This window comes from Maribacter cobaltidurans (genome assembly GCF_002269385.1).
GTDB classification, from domain to species: domain Bacteria; phylum Bacteroidota; class Bacteroidia; order Flavobacteriales; family Flavobacteriaceae; genus Maribacter; species Maribacter cobaltidurans.
Genome location: NZ_CP022957.1, coordinates 2,160,452 through 2,179,708, shown reverse-complemented (window position 1 = coordinate 2,179,708; position 19,257 = coordinate 2,160,452). Strand labels below are relative to the sequence as shown.

Genomic DNA, 19,257 nt, shown 5'->3' with positions numbered 1-19,257 from the left:
AGTGTATCAAAAATATACTACTAAACCAAGGTTCAAAAAGTTATCTGCTAATTGAACGTATAAATCCTGTAAAGTGTATAAGTTATGATAAAAAAAGTTCTGATATGATACTTTTGATAGCCTATTCCGCTACGGTATAGTTTATCTCCAATTTTAACCTTTTATCATAACCTGGATCGGTTTTAGGGATATTACTTCCAAATAACACTGTCCCCAAAGGGGTCCATGTTGATGTGGATGGTATTTCTTCTTCCAAGCTATTGGAAAAAATTGCATTCAAAGCCCTTATATTTTGAATATTCGTGGTAAGTGTTAGCCCTAAGGTACTATTTACAGAATCTCGAACCACCAAGTTATTGATGTAATCTGTTATCCTAACTGTATATTTTACTCCCAAATCATTTTCCTCTACTAGGATTCCATCATAATTTAGGTAGGTGCCATATAATCCCCCAGCACTTGTATTTTGTTCCGTAGCAACATTGTACAAGGGATTATTTGTTTCAGCATTGTAAAGATAGAGTCGAGGAGGTTCGGCAGCTTCCACACCCATACCAGGATAATTCCTGTCTACATAGAAAACCAGGTTCGCTTCATTGATTATCCAATTATTGGCGCGTATTTCTTCCAATACATTCTCAGCATTATCTGGTTCAAAGAGCTCAATTTCAGTGGTGATTCCCGCACCTCCCTTTAAGAATATTCTAGAGGCATTGGTCTGAACACCCAAAGATTCCGAAATTCCAGTCGGATAGTTTTCGTTTATCAAAGTATTGATCGCATTACCAGAGAGGCCAGTTGTGGCAGAACCGGACAACAAGCTTAAGATAAAAGAACTCTCCCTGTCCAAGACGTTGCGTTCCGAGTCGAGTGATTTGTAGGTATAGTTTATCGTAATATTGGCCCGTGTCAAATCCAATAAAAGCATTGTTGGTTCTCCAACAGATTCAAGTAGGGACAAATGAATACCTCTAAGATATTCCGAAAAATTGGCCTGACTTAATAGTTCTGAGCTACCTTCTCTATCCAATATATTTTGCTGAAAGAAATCCTTGTTTAATGGAATTCTAATACCTGGGTCCAATTTTGTAAAAGTTAGAGATTCATCCACCTCTGTAGTGGTTTCGTCGTCTTCCCCGGGGATTAAAATTTCTTTGTTGTCCACTGTGATATTACCGTCGATATCAGAATCAAACAATACATCGGACACAAATGTCGGAGCAAACTGTTGTGAGGAATAGTATTGTTGGGATTCTTGAAAATTGGTGTTTGGATCCAAATCTCGAAGAAAATAAGTGGAACGCTGTACTTTTAAGCCAATTACGACGGGTTCAGCAATGTCATCATAATTTTTTGCATTTACATAAATGCTATCCAAATCTACAGTTTTGGCAAAATTATTTGCAATTATTTCCGAACCACCCAAGTCATTTAAACCATCACGATCGGAATCCACACTTTGATCATCCAATGGGTCGGTGTTGGCCGCTTTTTCCTCAATATTTGAGACCTGGTCCCCATCACTATCGTTTGTAGGGTCATTTGGTTCATCATCAAATAAATCCTCAACACCATCATTATCAGAATCGCGGGAAGCACCTTTAGTCAAATAAGGAATATAAAGATATACATCCTTGACCGTTTCTTCTTCATCGATAGTCGTTGCAGAATCATCATTATCTGCATTATTTTCTGTACTTTGTGATAGCACCCCAAAAGTAGGGTTGACGGACGGTAGTCTTAACTGGGAAGTTATCGTTGCTCTTGTGGTTCCATATACCGGATCATTGAAGGTTCCCAATTGATATACGGGCAACTTGTTGGCTCTAACCGCATCAATATTTCGGTTATAGGCAAAAACATCGAAGATTTCTTTTCCGGTAGAAAATGGGTTAGCACCGGTTACTCCTGCACCTACTGTTGTAAGATCTTCTTCGCAAGAAAAAAATATGGTAACTATAGAAACAACCCCCCACATTATGGGTAGACCCGGCTTTTGAAAAATGTTCATTCAGATTATTTTAAAACTTCCGTGTTATAAAAATTAGCATAGGCCTCTTCAAATTCTTGAATAGGGACATATGCTAACACAGGTTTTTCTTGGTTGGAAATATGTGTTGTTACATCTTCTGGAATTTCTTCCGATGCTAAAATAATGGCATCGGAATAATCGACGGCTACTTTTAACAAATTATTATAGGTAGGGCTTTCCAAAGAGGATATTTCTTCTTCAGGAATTCCGTCAAAAGCAATTCTTTTTATCATTTCCTTGTCCAGCTCTCCTTCAAAAGTTTTTCCATAAACGGAAAGTACAATTTTACTGTCCGCAAAAAGAGGTTCGTCCGCATAGTACTTCTTAAGATATAACGGCAATAAACTTGCCATCCAACCATGCACATGGATAATATCCGGGGACCAATTTAGTTTCTTAACGGTTTCCATGACCCCTTTGGCAAAAAAGATGGCTCTCTGATCATTGTCTGGAAACAATTCCCCTTTTTTGTCGGTAAATGTTGCCTTTCTCTTAAAGTATTCCTCATTATCTATGAAATAGACCTGAATACGCTCTCTGGGTATAGAAGCGACTTTTATGATCAACGGCATATCCATATCATTTATGACAAGGTTCATACCAGATAACCTGATTACTTCGTGTAATTGATGCCTTCTTTCATTAATGTTTCCGTACCTCGGCATAAAAATCCGTATTTGCCCCCCATTACTGTTGACCATTCTGGGAGCTTCATAGGACATATGTGAAACTTCATTTTCGGGGAGGTAAGGAACTAATTCAGAAGATACAAACAATACCTTTTTACCATTCATAAAAGTTATATTTTGTTTTTCGTGGAAACGCAGGTGCAAAATTACAAAAAATATAGAGATTACCAGTATTTATAGTAAGTTTGCTCGCTAATTACGTTTTCACATGCCCTTAATCAAGACCAAAAAAGAACTTGATCTTAAATTGAATAGTCATTCCTCTGACAAAAAATTAGGACTTGTTCCTACCATGGGAGCTTTACATAAGGGGCATATGGCACTTATTGAAAAAGCAATCTCGGAGAATGACCTTGTTGTCGTTAGCATCTTTGTGAATCCCACGCAATTCAATAATACCGAAGACCTGAAAAAATATCCAAGAGACCTTTCCAAAGATCTTGAACTTATTGACAGATATAATCAAGAAGTTATTGTATTTGCTCCTTCGGTAGAGGAAATCTATGATGAAAACGTACGTCCGAAGAGATATGATTTCAATGATTTGGACAAGGTTATGGAGGGTGAGTTCAGGGATGATCATTTTAACGGGGTAGGCACCATTGTTGAACAACTTTTTGACATTGTTAAGCCGGATAACGCCTATTTTGGCGAAAAAGATTTTCAGCAGCTCTGCATTATTAATAAGCTAGTAGAAACACAGGATATACCCGTTCATATTATACCGTGCCCCATTGTTAGGGAAAACAACGGTTTGGCCATGAGTTCCAGAAATGAAAGGTTAAGTAAGGAAATGCGACTAAAGGCTGGATTTATTTACAGGACACTACAAACTGCCAAAAAGAAATTTGGCACGAAAAGTGCACTAAAAATAAAGGAATGGGTTAAAAATCAGTTTCTTAAAGAGGATGATTTCACATTGGAATATTTTGAAATCGCCGATATTGAAACGTTGAACCCACTAAAAAGAAAAGTAAAGAATAAAAAATATAGGGCGTTTATTGCCGTTTATGCCGATGATGTAAGGCTAATTGACAATATAGCACTCAATTGATTAATTTTGTCCCATGCAAGTACAAGTAGTAAAGTCCAAGATTCATCGCGTTAAGGTCACAGGAGCAGACCTAAACTACATTGGTAGTATTACCATTGATGAGGATTTAATGGATGCTGCCAACATAATACAAGGTGAAAAAGTACAGATCGTGAACAATGATAATGGTGAACGACTGGAAACCTATGTAATCCCCGGGCCCAGAAATAGTGGGGAGATTACACTCAATGGGGCCGCAGCACGAAAAGTAGCCGTGGGGGATGTGCTAATATTGATAACCTATGCCTGGATGCCTATAGAAGAGGCCAAGACTTTTAATCCATCGCTTGTATTTCCTGACGAAAAAACCAATCTTTTAAAATAAGTCCTTCTTTTATTCTTAACAATAATTTTTAAGGCCTTCCCCATTGAAAAATACTTGCTTATTTTAGCGTTTGACAACGTATCCCTAAACTCGTGAACAATTCCTTGAAGAAGACGCTAAAGTTGATTGTACCCATACTTATCGGGGTCTTCCTGGTCCTGTATTGGTATATCAGGACCTCTCCGGAAAACAGGGAACAAATTCTTTTCTATATCAAGGAAGCCGATATTTTCTGGGTATCTATATCGTTACTTTTAGGTATTATTGGTCATGTATCCCGCGCTATCAGATGGAATTATCTTTTGGAACCCCTGGGCTATCGCCCGAAACTCATAAACAATATTCTCATGATTTTCATGGCGTACCTTGCCAATCTGGGAGTACCTAGAACCGGAGAAATTTTAAGGGCAACGGCATTGACCACGTATGAAGGAGTTCCTTTTGAAAAAGGATTTGGTACTATAGTAACGGAAAGGGTCGTTGATTTAATCATGTTATTGATTATAGTTATTATCACCCTTTTATTACAAACGGACATCATAATCACTTTCTTTGAGCAAAGGGGCATCAACCTCAATGGTATTCTATTATTGTTGTTTGCCGGCCTCGTGGGCTTCCTATTTTTCTTTTTGTTCATCAAAAAGTCAAGCCATGCTCTAGCATTAAAAATCAAAGCATTCATAAAAGGTTTGTTGGATGGGGTTTTCAGCATATTTAGAATGAAGAGAAAATGGGCATTCGTATTCCATACGTTATTAATTTGGGTCTGCTACATTGGTATGATGTGGGTCATAAAATTTACAGTTCCTGAAACCATGGACCTTTCCCTAAATGAGATTATGGTGGCCTTTGTTTTTGGTGCTTTTGCCATGGCCACGACCAATGGCGGTGTGGGGCTTTTCCCCATTTTGGTGAGTAAGGCCCTTGGTCTTTTTGGAATAAGTACCGTCTCCGGTGATGCTTTTGGATGGATCATGTGGATTGCACAGACCATGATGAACATTGTATTTGGTGCAATATCTTTTCTCCTATTACCGTTATTGAACAGAAACAAATAATACGTTTACTGTTTAAAAATATTCTATGCGTCAAATACTTACTGCTCTTACACTGCTCTTGGTGATGGTGGGGAGTGCACAAACTACACAGGAAATCTTTGAGTCCTTTAAACTGCAGGAGCGAAGGGACGTACAATATTATTTTCCTCCTAATTTGGATGAAACAAAAAAATACCCATTGATTGTGGTGTTGGATGCCAACTATCTTTTCGATCAGGTTGTTGCCGTCTCAAAATATTACAGTGAGTTCCATGGAATGCCAGAAAGCATCGTGGTTGGGGTTAACCAGAGCAAGAATAGCATTCGATTGGATGACTGTGCGTTTGATCCGGCAAGTGGACTTCCCAATGAAAAAGGAAAAAAATTCTACGAATTCATCGGGATGGAGTTAATTCCATATTTAGACCTCAATTACAGTACCGCTCCTTTCAAAATGATTTTCGGCTATGATATTACGGCGAACTTCCAAAATTACTGGTTGTTCAAGGATAACTCGGTTTTTGATGCCTATGTGAGCATATCTCCAACTTTGGCTCCAGAAATGGAGAGTAGGGTTCCCATGAGGTTAAACACATTTGACAAACAAATATTTTACCAGTTAATCGTTGAAGGCGAACAGACCGATGACACTCCTAAAATCATGGCCCTGGATAATGGTATAAAGGCCCTTAACAAGGAAACCTTGCATTATTTTTTCGATAAATATGATAAGGCAGATCATATCTCCGTGGCTACTTATGGCATTGGAAAAGCATTCGATAATGTTTTTGGCATGTTTAAACCCATTAGTCCCAAAGAATACAAAACGCAAATATTGACTTCGGAAGAACCGGTGTATCAATATTTGGAAAATAAATATCAGGGTATTGTGGATTTGTTCGGATTCAGTAAACCGGTGGAGCTTAATGATATTATGGCCATCTATGCCGCTTCCAGGAAGAAAGAAGATCTTGAATCCCTGAAATCTTTATCCGACCTGTGCAAGAAAGAGTATCCGGATACCATGATGGGCTTTTATTTTGAAGGGGAGTATTATGAGCAGATGGGGGAGCCCAAAAAAGCCTTGAAAACCTTTGAAAAAGCTTTTCAGATGGATGAAATCGATTTTTTAACCAAAGAAATGGCATTAGAAAAAATCGACGCATTAAAAGCGGATTTTGGTTTTTAACCTACGCCAAATCCCCGCTCCCAAAAAAATATAATCTTAGACCCCAAATCTAACCTACAACCTACACTTATGTTTAAAGGCATCTTTAAATACTACGTCTGTGCCGGCGTATATTTTACCTATTATGGCCTAAAGGGCGATAAAGTACTGGCACTGAGTATACTTTCGTTATTCCTGGCATGGGCCTCTTTTTTTATGGCCATATGGGAGTTCAAGAAAAAACAATCGGAAGAAGAATAATTCCTACTTCTTAGTACCTTAGCACAAATGAGATAAGCTAAGGATGGCCAAGACAAAAACCGCTTTTTTCTGTCAGAACTGTGGCACGCAATACGCCAAATGGGTTGGGCAATGTGCTGCCTGTAAGGAATGGAACACCGTTGTTGAAGAAGTTGTTCAGAAAGAAGAAAAAACAAGCTGGAAACCCACTAATTCCGTGGCAAAACGAGTTTCCAAACCGCTATTGGTCCACGAAATAAGTACGGAAAAAGAATTACGCCTCAATACCTTCGATTTAGAGTTCAATAGAGTATTGGGTGGTGGTTTGGTTCCCGGGGCATTGGTACTTTTAGGCGGTGAACCCGGAGTAGGAAAAAGCACCTTATTATTGCAGATTGCCTTAAAATTGCCCTATAAGACCTTATATGTTTCCGGAGAGGAAAGCCAAAAGCAGATCAAGATGCGAGCGGACCGTATCCATCCCAATAGCGAAACCTGTTTTATACTGACGGAAACCAAGACCCAGAACATTTTTAAGCAGATTGAAGCTACCGAGCCGGACATTGTAGTCATTGATTCCATACAGACCTTGCATTCAGATTATATTGAATCAGCGGCCGGAAGTATTTCGCAGATTAGGGAATGCACCGCAGAACTCATCAAATTTGCCAAGGAAACCAATACCCCGGTGATATTGATAGGTCATATTACCAAGGACGGCTCCATCGCAGGCCCTAAGATTTTGGAACACATGGTTGATACCGTTTTGCAGTTTGAAGGCGACCGAAACTATGTATACCGAATCCTCCGTTCCCTTAAAAACCGATTTGGCTCTACGGCGGAATTGGGCATTTATGAAATGCAGGGAAGCGGACTCAGGGAAGTGAACAACCCTTCCGAAGTATTGATTTCCAATAATGATGAAGGGTTGAGCGGAACGGCCATCGCCTCTACGGTGGAAGGTATGCGACCTTTACTGATTGAAATTCAGGCTTTGGTAAGTACTGCGGTCTATGGAACCCCTCAACGTTCCACTACGGGCTACAATGCCAAACGCCTGAACATGCTCTTGGCGGTTTTGGAAAAAAGGGCCGGATTTAAATTGGGTGCCAAGGATGTTTTTCTCAATATTACCGGTGGAATCTCTGTGGACGATCCCGCCATTGACCTAGCGGTCATTGCCGCTATATTATCCAGCAACGAGGACATTCCCATTGAAAAGGGTATCTGTTTTGCCGCTGAGGTTGGTTTGGCCGGAGAAATACGGCCCGTGCAGCGGGTGGAGCAGCGTATTTTGGAAGCCGAAAAATTGGGTTATACCACCATTGTAGTTTCCAAAAACAATAAAATTGGATTAAAGAATACTAAAATCGAGGTGCAGCTGGCCGGCAAGATTGAGGATGTGGTAAGTAGTTTGTTTGGGTGATTGTTGAACGTTGAGTATATTTTTAAGCGATCTTTTAGGAAAGTATTATTAAAAATACAGCTTTAGCGTTTCTTTTATTTATCACAGAGTTTCCTTGTTGATCCATTTGCCAACTGATGGTGCAACGTAGTTTTTCATTTTTTCGAGAAGTTCATCGATATTATCGCTAACCAAAAGCATTTTCTGATTGACTTCCTTTAAAAAGCCTTTATCAACCATAGTCTGCACCAAAACATTAAGCGAGTCATAGAAACCGTCAATATTCAAAATAGCTATTGGTTTTTTATGAAGTCCTAATTGTGCCCAAGTTAACATTTCAAAGAACTCTTCCAATGTCCCAAAGCCACCTGGCATTGCGATTACCCCATCAGATAGGTCATTCATCTTGGTTTTCCTTTGGTGCATTGTATCAACCAAAATAAGTTCTGTCAAATGTTCGTGGGCAATTTCCTTTGATTTTAAGAAATTAGGTAATACTCCTATTACTTTCCCGCCATTATTTAAGACCCCGTCTGCAACTGCCCCCATTAGACCGACATTAGCGCCTCCATAAATCAATTCAATATCGTGTTTGGCCAAAGTCTGTCCGAGTAAACTAGCTTGTTCTTGATAAATGTTTTCTGTTCCAGAACTTGAACCGCAAAACACAGTAACTCTTTTCATATTTTTCTAAAATTTTATTGTTGGTTGGGTGTCACTTCGCAGTGGCCGCTAACGTTTGAGCTAAGCGTAGTGCGGTTGCAAGGAAACCTTTCGTTTACGTCTGTGCACGAAGCTAAAGCTTATTGTTTTGTTTTATTTTTTCTTGTCTAAAGTTAAAGCCATAAGATTTAGCGACTTCATAAATATATACAGACCATTCCTTTTAGCCCTAAAGTCCGCATTACGTTTAGGTTTTGTTGTAATCTGTAGCGACACGTTCGAGTAAGCACTAATGATTCCGTTGCTTTGTTTTTCCGCCCGAGTAAAGTTCATCTGCACAACAGCTACGTCTGAGTGGAGTCTATTTGCATAAACTTGCTCAAATTTCATTTAACGAAATCGGAGGTATTGTCAATTAAGTTCTTCAAACCCAAATTCCTTTATAGACTCCAAATCTTGTCTGCTAACTTTTCCGACAATTCTCTTACCGCTTAAACAAAAGCAGGCGTTACATGAGATAGCAGTACCATCATTATTAATTGTCACATTGGATATTTCAATATTCTCCTCTTTGAGGTAATTATTGATTTTGTCCTCCAACTCCTTGTTATCGTCGCTATATCCCCAAGGGTCGGAGCAATTTGTTTGATTATATAAAACAAAGACATTTTCATTCGAATCATCATTGTTCGAGCAACTTAGAAAGGTTATTCCAATAAAAGCGAGTAAAATATATTTTTTCATAACATCAATATTTTAATTTATAGATGACTTTCTATGAAAATGGATGCGTTTAAATTAGTATTACGTTATTGAATGTAGAGTTTTTTTTAGCTATTGATTACAACAATTGTATATGTGTACAATTACACATATCTCTACTTTAAACAGAACTACCGCCTATCCCGCATAATCCTAGATAAGGTCAAAATGATTATGATGACCACAATGATCAAGACCACTTGCCAAAAACCTATCTTTAAAAAAACCAATAAATCCATCATCAAGGTGCTGGGTTAGGATGTTCTTCATGAATTTTTTCTATGCCTTCCATAATTTCAGAAGTCAGTGTAATATCAATGCTGCCAATATTTTCCTTCAATTGTTTCATGCTGGTCGCACCAATGATATTACTGGTCAAAAAGGGTTTGGAGTTCACATAGGCCAAGGCCATCTGGGCCAAGGAAATATTATGCTCCTGTGCCAACTCATAATATTTTTGCGTGGCCAAAACGGCCGTTTTTGAACTGTACCGAGTATAGTTTGGAAAAAGTTTAATACGGGATCCTTCTGGCAACCTGTCTCCCAAATATTTACCACTTAATACTCCAAAACCCAATGGGGAGTAGGCCAACAGTCCCATATGTTCCCGCATGGAGATTTCGGCCAGACCAACTTCGAACAATCGGTTAAGCAAACTATACGGATTTTGAATGGTGATCATCCTAGGAAGGGAGGCATGGACCTTGCTTTCCTCCAAAAAACGCATGGCACCCCAAGGCGTCTCATTGGAAATACCAACATGGCGAATCTTACCTTCACGCATTAAATCCCGCAAGGTTTCCAGCACTTGGTGAATATTATCTTCCCAATAATCCGTTACCTCATGGGTATATCCTCTTTTCCCAAAATAATTGGTATTACGCTCCGGCCAATGCAATTGATAGAGGTCGATATAATCGGTCTGCAAACGCTTTAAGCTTCCTTCCAGCGCTTCTATGATGGACTCTCGAGTAAAACCAGTCGTTCTTATAAATTTGGTAAAATCCGCCTTTCCGGCAATTTTACTAGCCAAGATGACCTTGTCCCTATTACCGTTCTTCTTGAACCAGGTCCCAATGATTTTTTCGGTCAACGAGTGTCTATCCGGATGTGCCGGAATAGGGTAGAGCTCGGCGGTATCAAAAAAATTGATTCCCTGGTCAAGGGCATAATCCATTTGCTCGTGACCTTCTTCTTCGGTATTCTGATTCCCCCAGGTCATGGTACCCAGACAAATTTTGCTTACTTCGATATCGGTGTGCGGAAGTTGGGTGTATTTCATTTTAGATTCGGTAGGTTATTGATTAAAAATGCCAAAATTACAAAATATGAACGGTTCACCTTTTAATCAATCATTAAGTTCCAGTAAAATTGGGCAATGGTCACTGTGCTTGGCCTCGGACAAAATAACGGAACGTTTTAGTTTATCACTTAAGGGTTCAGCGACCATCCCATAGTCCAAACGCCATCCCTTGTTATTATTTCTGGCATTAGCCCTGTAGCTCCACCAAGTATAATTTTCAGGTTCCTTATTGAAATACCTAAAACTGTCTATAAAACCACTCTTTATAAAATTACCGATCCATTCCCGTTCCACGGGCAAAAACCCCGAAACGTTCTTTAACCCCACCGGATTATGAATGTCAATAGCCTGATGGCAAATATTATAGTCGCCCAAAACAATCAGGTTGGGATGTTTTTTTCTGAATTCATCGGCATATTTCTGAAAATCGTCCATATAGGTCAGTTTATGTTCCAACCGAGCCAGATTGGTACCGGATGGCAGGTACATACTCATCACCGAAACATTATTGAAATGTACGGTAATATTTCGGCCTTCAAAATCCATATAATCGATACCGGTGCCAAACAACACCTCATCGGGTTTTTGTTTGGATAGTATGGCCACGCCGCTATACCCTTTTTTTTGGGCACTGAACCAATAATGATAGGGATAACCTGCCGCTTCAAAAAGGGATAGGTCCAACTGTTCCTCGTTGGCCTTAATTTCCTGTAGACAGACCACATCCGGGTCCACAGCGTTCAACCATTGCAAAAAATCTTTTCGCAATGCTGCTCTAATACCATTTACATTGTAGGAAACTATCTTCATTATACGTGCCTTTGAACCAAAAATAGAAAAGCCTGCATAAATACTCCCAAGTATGGCTGCCTAAATCCTAACTTTGTACACTTTGGAACAACCTTTGATTATTACTTTAAGATTTAGAAAACATACGTCATGAGATACTTTTTATTCCTGATTATTAGTCTAGGTTTCACCCTCTCCGTAATGGGACAAGCTTACCCCAGATTTGAAAACAATCACGAGATAAAATTCAATATCGGTCAATTTTTGGCCACTTCAACGGTCGAAGGTTCCTATGAGTATTTTTTCACGGAGGACACCAGTATTGGCGGAACCATCTATGCCGATGGTGATGCCACGGACTACAACGGCAACTTTGGAATTGGGCCTAATCTACGAGCCTATTTTGGCTATGTACCTAGAAGTGGATTTTTTGCCGAAGCTTTTGGACTCTATTATAAGGGAAGAGAAGAGAACAATAACGCTACCTTGGGAGCAAGAAACATTGACTATGGAACCACCGCCATAGGTTTGGGAATTGGAAATAAGTGGGTTACCCGAAGTGACCGATTTACCTTAGAAATTCATGGGGGAATTGGGAGAAACATAAATCCTTCCGATTTTCAAAATGCGTTTATGTTTCGCGGCGGACTCTCCATTGGTTTTAGATTTTAAATTATAAATTCGTATTTCATACACATTTTAATGAAATACCTACACTTTCTATTATTTTTTGCCGTCATTTTCGGCCAAGCACAAGACCCTATAGACAAAGATAGTGTTACCCAATTGGAGGAAGTAATTCTAATCGATGCGCTAAAAACCAAAAAAGTCATTGGTATTACCCCTTCAGATGTTATCTCCGCCAAGACCTTTCAAAATTACAGTCCGGTGGATATCGTATCCTCCATGAACCAAATTCCAGGGGTTTATGTGTTGTCGGGAGCCTTGAATACCAATAGAATTACCATTCGAGGTATTGGTGCCCGTACACTTTTTGGAACTGATAAGCTACGCCTTTATTACAACGAAATACCAGTGACGAACGGTACGGGATCTTCTACCATCGAGGCCTATGATTTGGAAAACCTGGGACAAATTGAAGTGGTCAAAGGACCAAAAGGAACGGAGTTTGGGGCCAACCTTGGTGGTGCCATAATTCTAACCCCAAAAGAGGCCTTGGGAATGTCCACCAACTTCAGCAATAATTTCACCATCGGCTCCTATAATTTGATAAAAAACAACTTGGCTTTTAATCATTACGATGGAAAATTACGGTTGAACTTACAGTACGGTCATATCGAAACCAATGGATATCGCGAGAACAACAACTTTGAAAGGGATGGATTTTTGCTTAATACTTCGTATCAATTGAATTCCAATAATAAGCTCTCCCTGTTAGTAAATCATATAGACTATACCGCTCAAATTCCAAGCTCACTCGGGTTCACCGCCTTTAATGAAGACCCGACACAAGCTACATTTACATGGAGGGCCTCACAAGGCTATGAAACAAATAATCAGACCCTGGTGGGGTTATCTCTCTCCCATCAATTTTCTTCCCGATTTAAAAACACGACCAGTGTATTTTATAATTATTTGGACAAGACCGAAGCCAGGCCCTTTGGCATTTTGGAGGAAATCACCAACGGATTTGGATTTAGAACCTTGTTTTCAGGTGATTTTACCTTGTTTGATACATCAGCTGATTTTGTCTTTGGAGCGGAACTTTACAAAGATGAGTACGATTGGGACGAATTTGAAAACCTTTATCAAGAAAACGACGGAAACGGAAGTTTAAAGGGTGCACAGTTTGCCCGCAACAAGGAATTTAGAAGTCAATGGAACGCTTTTACTTCAGTGCAATACCCAATATCAGATTCTTTTTCTGCCCAATTGGGACTTAACTTGAATAAAACCGCTTTTGACCTTCAAGACCGGTTCAACCCCATAAATACCAACAATAGTGGAAGTAGGGATTTTGATCTAATTCTATTACCCAGTTTAACCTTAAATTATTCAATTTCAGAGTATCATGAACTATTTGGGAATATTAGTAGGGGATTTACAAATCCGAGCCTTGAAAGAACATTGACTCCGGATGGCATCATCAATCCAGACATCCAACAGGAGACCGGGACAAACTACGAAATTGGAACGAACCTTCTTTTGGACGAAAACAGGTTACGAATCAACCTGACCCTATATCAAATGAACATCAAAAATCTTTTGATACGCGAACAAGTAGGAGATGATCAATTTATTGAGAAAAACGCCGGAAGTTCCAGACACCAAGGCCTGGAACTTGGAATAGACTATACCCTTTCTTCACCTAGTTCAAAAGTTCAAGTAAATCCTTTTGTCAATTACAACCTCAACCATCATAAATTCACTGATTTTGTGGACGATGGTATCGACTATTCCGGTAATGATTTAACAGGGGTGCCCAAACATCGATTGACCATAGGTTTACAAAATCGTTTCTTTACCCATTATTATCTCAATCTTATCTACCAACATGTGGGAAGTATTCCCTTGACGGATGCCAATGATAGGTATAGCGATGCCTTCAATTTGGTTAATTTAAGAACCGGATACCGAAAAAAACTAACGCCAAAATTCACTTTGGGAGTTAATTTTGGCGTCAATAATGTGTTTGATGTACTTTATGCCCGTTCCGTTCTTATAAACACTCAAGGTTTTGGAGGAGCGGAACCCCGGTATTACTACCCGGGAGATGGAAGGAATTTTTACGGAGGCCTTAATTTGGCCTATGCCCTTTGATCCTCCATTTTTAGTAACCACGTGCGCATATCCACGGCTTTGTGGATGATACTTTTTAAATCAGCAATAGCGACCCGTTCCTGCTCCATGGAATCCCTATAACGAATGGTGACCGTTTGGTCCTCCAAAGTCTGGTGGTCCACCGTAATACAAAATGGAGTTCCATTGGCATCCTGTCTTCTATATCTTCGGCCTACAGCATCCTTTTCATCATAAGTTACATTAAAGTCCCATTTAAGGTCCTCAAGGATTTCATGGGCTACCTCTGGCAATCCATCCTTCTTGACCAATGGCAAAATAGCAGCTTTGGTAGGTGCCAAAACGGCCGGAAGCTTTAAAACGGTTCTTGAAGTACCATTTTCCAATTCCTCTTCCTGTAATGAATTAGAGAAAACGGCCAAGAACATACGATCAAGGCCTATGGAAGTCTCCAGTACGTAGGGAACATAGTTCCTGTTCGTCTCATGGTCAAAATATTGCAGCTTTTTACCGGAGTATTTTTCATGACTGCCCAAGTCAAAATCCGTTCTGGAATGTATTCCCTCTAATTCTTTAAAACCGAAAGGAAAACGGAATTCAATGTCCGCTGCAGCATCTGCATAATGCGCTAGTTTTTCATGATCATGAAATCTATAATTTTCCTCACCCAGACCTAGGGAAAGGTGCCATTTCATTCTGTTTTCTTTCCAATGTTCGTACCATTCCTGTTGGGTTCCGGGCTGTATAAAGAACTGCATCTCCATTTGCTCGAACTCCCTCATCCTAAAGATAAATTGCCTAGCAACAATTTCATTCCTAAAGGCCTTTCCCGTTTGGGCAATGCCGAAGGGAATCTTCATCCTCCCTGCCTTTTGTACGTTCAAAAAATTCACAAAAATACCTTGGGCGGTCTCAGGACGTAAATAGAGATCCATAGCGTTTTCTGCACTTGCCCCTAATTTAGTACCGAACATTAAGTTGAACTGTTTTACATCGGTCCAGTTTTTGGAGCCTGACATAGGGCAGGCAATATCCAATTCCTCGATCAAAGCCTTTACATCGGCTAAATCCTCTTTCTCCAAAGATTTTGCCATTCGGCTCAATATGCTTTTTCCCTGTTCAATATATTCAACTACCCTGGGATTGGTTTCAATGAACTTTTGCTTGTTGAAGTTATCACCGAACCGTTTTTCGGCCTTTTTTACTTCTTTCTCTATTTTAGTATCGATTTTACCCACATAGTCCTCTATGAGTACATCTGCCCGATATCTCTTCTTTGAATCCTTATTGTCTATCAGAGGATCGTTAAAAGCGTCCACATGGCCTGAAGCCTTCCATGTGGTAGGATGCATAAATATTGCCGCATCGATGCCCACAATATTTTCGTTCAGTTGAACCATGGCTTTCCACCAATATTCACGGATATTCTTTTTAAGCTCTACGCCATTATGGCCGTAGTCATAAACTGCGCTTAAACCATCATAAATTTCGCTGGATTGGAATACGTAACCATATTCCTTTGCATGGGAAATTACCTTCTTAAAATTATCTTCTTGATTTGCCATGCGGCAAAAATAGAATTTTAGCCAAAAAGAAGTATAATTATTTTAATTGAAATTCCGAGGAAGTAATAAGTCTCTCATCTTCAAATACATTAAGAGTGTAAGTACCCTCCTTTAAGGAACCCTCTGGAACGGTAACATAATCACAGATGGAAGTTTCTTGGCCAAAATATTGAAACTCTACCCTTTTACTGTAAATATTACCGTTTACTGTTATGGTATTCGCATTATCCTCTACAATTTGTTTGTCAGGATCTAAAAATTGTAAATAAATTACCTTTTCGGAATTATTTACCTCAGGGTCGGCCAAAACGGTTACACAACCACGTAGTTTTTCAATAGTGGAGGCCTTGTTGGTACCTACGGGGCGAGAACCCCTAAGCCTAAACCCACTACCCTCGGAGTAATCCATCCTTAAGTAGTTCTTAACCTTTAACTGTTGATTAAGCTCCATGATTTTCCTTCGCTGTAAAGCTTCGGCTTCGGCTAAACTGTTACTATTCGCCTGCAAGAGCTCTATTTGCTTTCTGGCATCGTCGTATTTATCGGTCAGCAAAATATTGTTATATCTAAGAAAATTATTTTTAAGCTTTAAACTATCGTTTTTAGCCTCCAATCTTCTTAACTCGGTTTTAAATTCCCTTAATCTATCAATCGTAAAGTTTAGTCTTCCTACAGAATCCTTTAGCTTCTGTACCTGATATTTAGCATCCTGTAATTCAATATCGTTCATTTCATTTAACGCAGAAAGCCTGTCAAGATCTGCCTTCATCAGGGTAAGGTCCTTGACCAAAACATCCTTTTGTTGTTCCAAAAAACTTATTTCCGATTTGGATTGGGCATAGCTGTAGTAAAAGGCGATAAGGATACCAATTATAACAGCTGCCATTGCGGCAAGGATTATTTTATAATTGAATTTAGTATCTTGACTGTCCATCCAGTAAATGGGCGTTTAGTAGGTTAAATAATATAGTAAGAGTTGATTCTCACCAAGCTTTCAAATATAGCAAATGATATAAACACCCTCCTATTCCCTCATGCATGTTTTGGATGTAATGACCGATTAATTAGAGGAGAGAAGCTTTTGTGTACTGTTTGTCGACACCAATTACCACTCACCGATTATACATTTAACGAAGAAAACCCTGTAGACCGTATCTTTTACGGAAGAATTAACATTAAAAAAGCAAGTTCTTTCCTTCATTTTACAGACTATGGTATCGTTAAGAACCTAATTCACAACCTGAAATACAAAAATCAAGAGCAAATTGGAGAATTTCTTGGAAACTGGTACGGACACATTATCAAGGAAAATGACCACCTCCCTAAAATAGATTATGTAATTCCTGTACCTCTGCACAGGAAAAAGCTTAGAAAAAGAGGATACAATCAAACGGCCTTGTTTGCAAAACAGTTGGCAAAGCATCTGGCCTCAGAATATTTGGAGGATGTATTGGTCAAAACGGCCAACACAAGGACCCAGACAAAAAAGAGCCGTTTAGCAAGATGGTACGACAATAAATCACTTTACGAGATAACTAATGCTGAGTTGTTAAAAAATAAAACTCTTTTATTAGTCGACGATGTCATCACTACCGGAGCTACCATGGAACTTTGCGCCGAAGCACTGTTGAAAATTGAAGGCATCACCCTCTTCATAGCCAGTATAGCAGTTGTAGATTAGATTCTAAGGAATATATCGTTTCTTTGCGTAATAATATTTTGCTATGTTTCGTAGAATTCTAGGCTACATATTCATTATACTTTCAATTACAGCGTTTTACCAGTGCGCGCGCAAGGGAACTCCAACAGGAGGCCCTAAAGATGTTACTCCACCTGTTCTAATACGGGCGGAGCCGGAGAACATGAGTGTCAATTTCAATGGAAATAAAATACGCCTATATTTTGATGAGCTAGTAAAACTGGAAAAAGTCCAGGAGCAATTGATAGTATCACCACCCCTAAAATATCAGCCTTTGCTAAGTCCACAAGGAGGGGCCAATAAGTTCGTAGAAATTACCATACAGGATACTTTATTGGAAAATACGACATACACCATAAATTTTGGTCAAAGTGTTGTGGACAACAATGAAGGAAATCCATACCCATTTTTGACCTACGTTTTCTCGACTGGGGATTATATAGATTCTTTAGAGCTAAAGGGTGTAGTCAAGGACGCTCTGAACAAGGAAGCGGACAACTTTATTAGCGTAATGCTTTATAAGATAGATTCCAGCTATACAGACTCTACGATATATAAAAAACCGCCAAATTATATTACCAATACCTTAGATAGCAGTATAGTATTTACCCTTAAAAACTTAAAGGAAGGTAGATACGCACTTTTTGCCATAAAGGACCAAGCTAAGAACAACGTTTTTGATCAGAATACGGATAAAATAGGTTTTATAACCGACACTGTATTTCTTCCAACGGATTCCATCTATCTGCTTAATCTCTTTAAAGAAGTACCTGACTATGGTATTGCCGTACCTACTTTTGTCGCAAAGAACAAAATTAGTTTTGGATATTATGGTCATTGTGCTAGCATTGAAATTGACCCTATTTCCGATATTCCTGATACGGTAAAGACAAAAACTCTTAAGGAAAGGGATAAGGACACACTAAACTTTTGGTATACGCCATATGACATGGATTCTATCCTGTTCACTGTTACGAACGAAAACCTAAAACTCATTGATACTTTTAATGTAAAAAGTAGGAAAGTGGGGATCGACTCCCTCAAATTGACCCCTAGCCAAACTGGAACATTGGAATTTCAAGATAACTTCTCATTGTTGGCAAATACCCCATTGAGTTCCATTGATAGTACTGCCATCAGTGTATCCAAACAAGATACGTTGCCAGTGCCCCATTCGGTGGTCTTGGATACACTGCAGAACAAGGTTGATTTTGAATTTGAACTCGGACCCAACGAACAATATAAAATACAGTTGTTACCAGGGGCGATAGTTGATTTCTTTGGTATAACAAACGACTCCATTAGTGTTAACCTAAACACCAAAAGTTTCGCTGATTATGGAAATTTAACGGTATCTCTAAGTGGTAATTCCATAGAGTACCCCGTCATAGTTCAATTGACCGATGAAAAAGGAGTAGTCCAGAGAACACAAACCGCATCGGAAAGCCAAATATTCGAATTCAATAATATAAATCCAGGAAAATACCTCATACGTGCAATATTCGATAAAAATAACAACGGCAAATGGGATACCGGAAATTACCTTAAAAGAACACAACCCGAAAAAGTTTCATACTATCCAAATACAATAGAGATGCGAGCAAACTGGATTGAGAACATTACCTTTAGCATCCTCGATTAAAACCGCATTCATGAGGTTGTTTTTAGTTCCTATTTGTTCACTATCAAATTTGCCCACTATGTTTTCATAGGTGAACTATGCAAAT

The 19,257-nt window shown here is 39.2% G+C and carries 18 protein-coding genes; 10 read left to right on the top strand and 8 right to left on the bottom strand.

The features are described 5' to 3' along the window. Window positions 1-121 precede the first annotated feature (121 nt). Window positions 122-2,011 (bottom strand): DUF4270 domain-containing protein, encoded by a 1,890-nt coding sequence (locus tag CJ263_RS09595; RefSeq protein WP_094997064.1) that lies wholly within the window; start codon window positions 2,009-2,011, stop codon window positions 122-124. Window positions 2,012-2,016: 5 nt separating this feature from the next. Next, window positions 2,017-2,826: a glycogen/starch synthase gene (locus CJ263_RS09590; RefSeq protein ID WP_094999194.1), complete on the bottom strand. Its 810-nt coding sequence runs from the start codon at window positions 2,824-2,826 to the stop codon at window positions 2,017-2,019. A 103-nt stretch (window positions 2,827-2,929) separates the two neighbouring features. Here CJ263_RS09590 and panC point away from each other — a divergent pair, with 103 nt between their 5' ends. From panC to radA, 6 genes are all read left to right on the top strand, one after another. Then, window positions 2,930-3,775 carry a pantoate--beta-alanine ligase gene (panC, locus tag CJ263_RS09585; protein ID WP_094997063.1) on the top strand — a complete coding sequence of 282 codons (846 nt, stop codon included), beginning with the start codon at window positions 2,930-2,932 and terminating at the stop codon, window positions 3,773-3,775. 13 nt (window positions 3,776-3,788) lie between these two features. Next, window positions 3,789-4,139 carry an aspartate 1-decarboxylase gene (gene panD / locus CJ263_RS09580; RefSeq protein WP_094997062.1) on the top strand — a complete coding sequence of 117 codons (351 nt, stop codon included), beginning with the start codon at window positions 3,789-3,791 and terminating at the stop codon, window positions 4,137-4,139. Between the two features lie 92 nt (window positions 4,140-4,231). Further along, on the top strand, window positions 4,232-5,197 hold the full coding sequence (locus CJ263_RS09575; RefSeq protein WP_094997061.1) for a lysylphosphatidylglycerol synthase transmembrane domain-containing protein: 966 nt from the start codon (window positions 4,232-4,234) through the stop codon (window positions 5,195-5,197). Window positions 5,198-5,222: 25 nt separating this feature from the next. Next, window positions 5,223-6,365, top strand: a complete 1,143-nt coding sequence (locus CJ263_RS09570; protein WP_094997060.1) for an alpha/beta hydrolase — start codon at window positions 5,223-5,225, stop codon at window positions 6,363-6,365. 69 nt (window positions 6,366-6,434) lie between these two features. Continuing rightward, on the top strand, window positions 6,435-6,605 hold the full coding sequence (locus CJ263_RS20935) for a hypothetical protein (protein ID WP_158657124.1): 171 nt from the start codon (window positions 6,435-6,437) through the stop codon (window positions 6,603-6,605). Window positions 6,606-6,648: 43 nt separating this feature from the next. Further along, window positions 6,649-8,010, top strand: coding sequence for a DNA repair protein RadA (gene radA / locus CJ263_RS09565; RefSeq protein WP_094997059.1), 1,362 nt, complete (start codon window positions 6,649-6,651; stop codon window positions 8,008-8,010). 81 nt (window positions 8,011-8,091) lie between these two features. Here radA and CJ263_RS09560 read toward each other — a convergent pair whose 3' ends face one another. The 4 genes from CJ263_RS09560 to CJ263_RS09540 all read right to left on the bottom strand — a co-directional run bounded on the left by CJ263_RS09560 (window position 8,092) and on the right by CJ263_RS09540 (window position 11,527). Further along, window positions 8,092-8,673, bottom strand: a complete 582-nt coding sequence (locus CJ263_RS09560; protein ID WP_094997058.1) for an LOG family protein — start codon at window positions 8,671-8,673, stop codon at window positions 8,092-8,094. Between the two features lie 390 nt (window positions 8,674-9,063). Further along, window positions 9,064-9,396, bottom strand: a complete 333-nt coding sequence (locus tag CJ263_RS09550; protein ID WP_094997056.1) for a hypothetical protein — start codon at window positions 9,394-9,396, stop codon at window positions 9,064-9,066. Window positions 9,397-9,655: 259 nt separating this feature from the next. Next, complete coding sequence (locus tag CJ263_RS09545; protein ID WP_094997055.1) at window positions 9,656-10,696, bottom strand: NADP(H)-dependent aldo-keto reductase; 1,041 nt, start codon at window positions 10,694-10,696, stop codon at window positions 9,656-9,658. 66 nt (window positions 10,697-10,762) lie between these two features. Beyond that, entirely contained in the window at window positions 10,763-11,527 is a 765-nt protein-coding gene (locus CJ263_RS09540) for an exodeoxyribonuclease III (RefSeq protein WP_094997054.1), read from the bottom strand. Window positions 11,528-11,656: 129 nt separating this feature from the next. Between CJ263_RS09540 and CJ263_RS09535 the strand changes: the two genes are divergently transcribed. Both CJ263_RS09535 and CJ263_RS09530 read left to right on the top strand, forming a co-directional pair. Next, complete coding sequence (locus tag CJ263_RS09535) at window positions 11,657-12,178, top strand: hypothetical protein (protein WP_094997053.1); 522 nt, start codon at window positions 11,657-11,659, stop codon at window positions 12,176-12,178. A gap of 30 nt (window positions 12,179-12,208) precedes the next feature. Further along, complete coding sequence (locus CJ263_RS09530; protein ID WP_094997052.1) at window positions 12,209-14,287, top strand: TonB-dependent receptor family protein; 2,079 nt, start codon at window positions 12,209-12,211, stop codon at window positions 14,285-14,287. Here the strand turns inward: CJ263_RS09530 and CJ263_RS09525 are convergent. Continuing rightward, window positions 14,275-15,831, bottom strand: a complete 1,557-nt coding sequence (locus CJ263_RS09525; protein WP_094997051.1) for a glycine--tRNA ligase — start codon at window positions 15,829-15,831, stop codon at window positions 14,275-14,277. The genes CJ263_RS09530 and CJ263_RS09525 overlap by 13 nt on opposite strands. A gap of 37 nt (window positions 15,832-15,868) precedes the next feature. Continuing rightward, window positions 15,869-16,765 (bottom strand): hypothetical protein, encoded by an 897-nt coding sequence (locus tag CJ263_RS09520; protein ID WP_094997050.1) that lies wholly within the window; start codon window positions 16,763-16,765, stop codon window positions 15,869-15,871. Between the two features lie 42 nt (window positions 16,766-16,807). Between CJ263_RS09520 and CJ263_RS09515 the strand changes: the two genes are divergently transcribed. Then, window positions 16,808-17,512, top strand: a complete 705-nt coding sequence (locus CJ263_RS09515; protein WP_308423222.1) for a ComF family protein — start codon at window positions 16,808-16,810, stop codon at window positions 17,510-17,512. Window positions 17,513-17,555: 43 nt separating this feature from the next. Continuing rightward, window positions 17,556-19,172, top strand: coding sequence for an Ig-like domain-containing protein (locus tag CJ263_RS09510; protein WP_094997049.1), 1,617 nt, complete (start codon window positions 17,556-17,558; stop codon window positions 19,170-19,172). Window positions 19,173-19,257 lie beyond the last annotated feature (85 nt).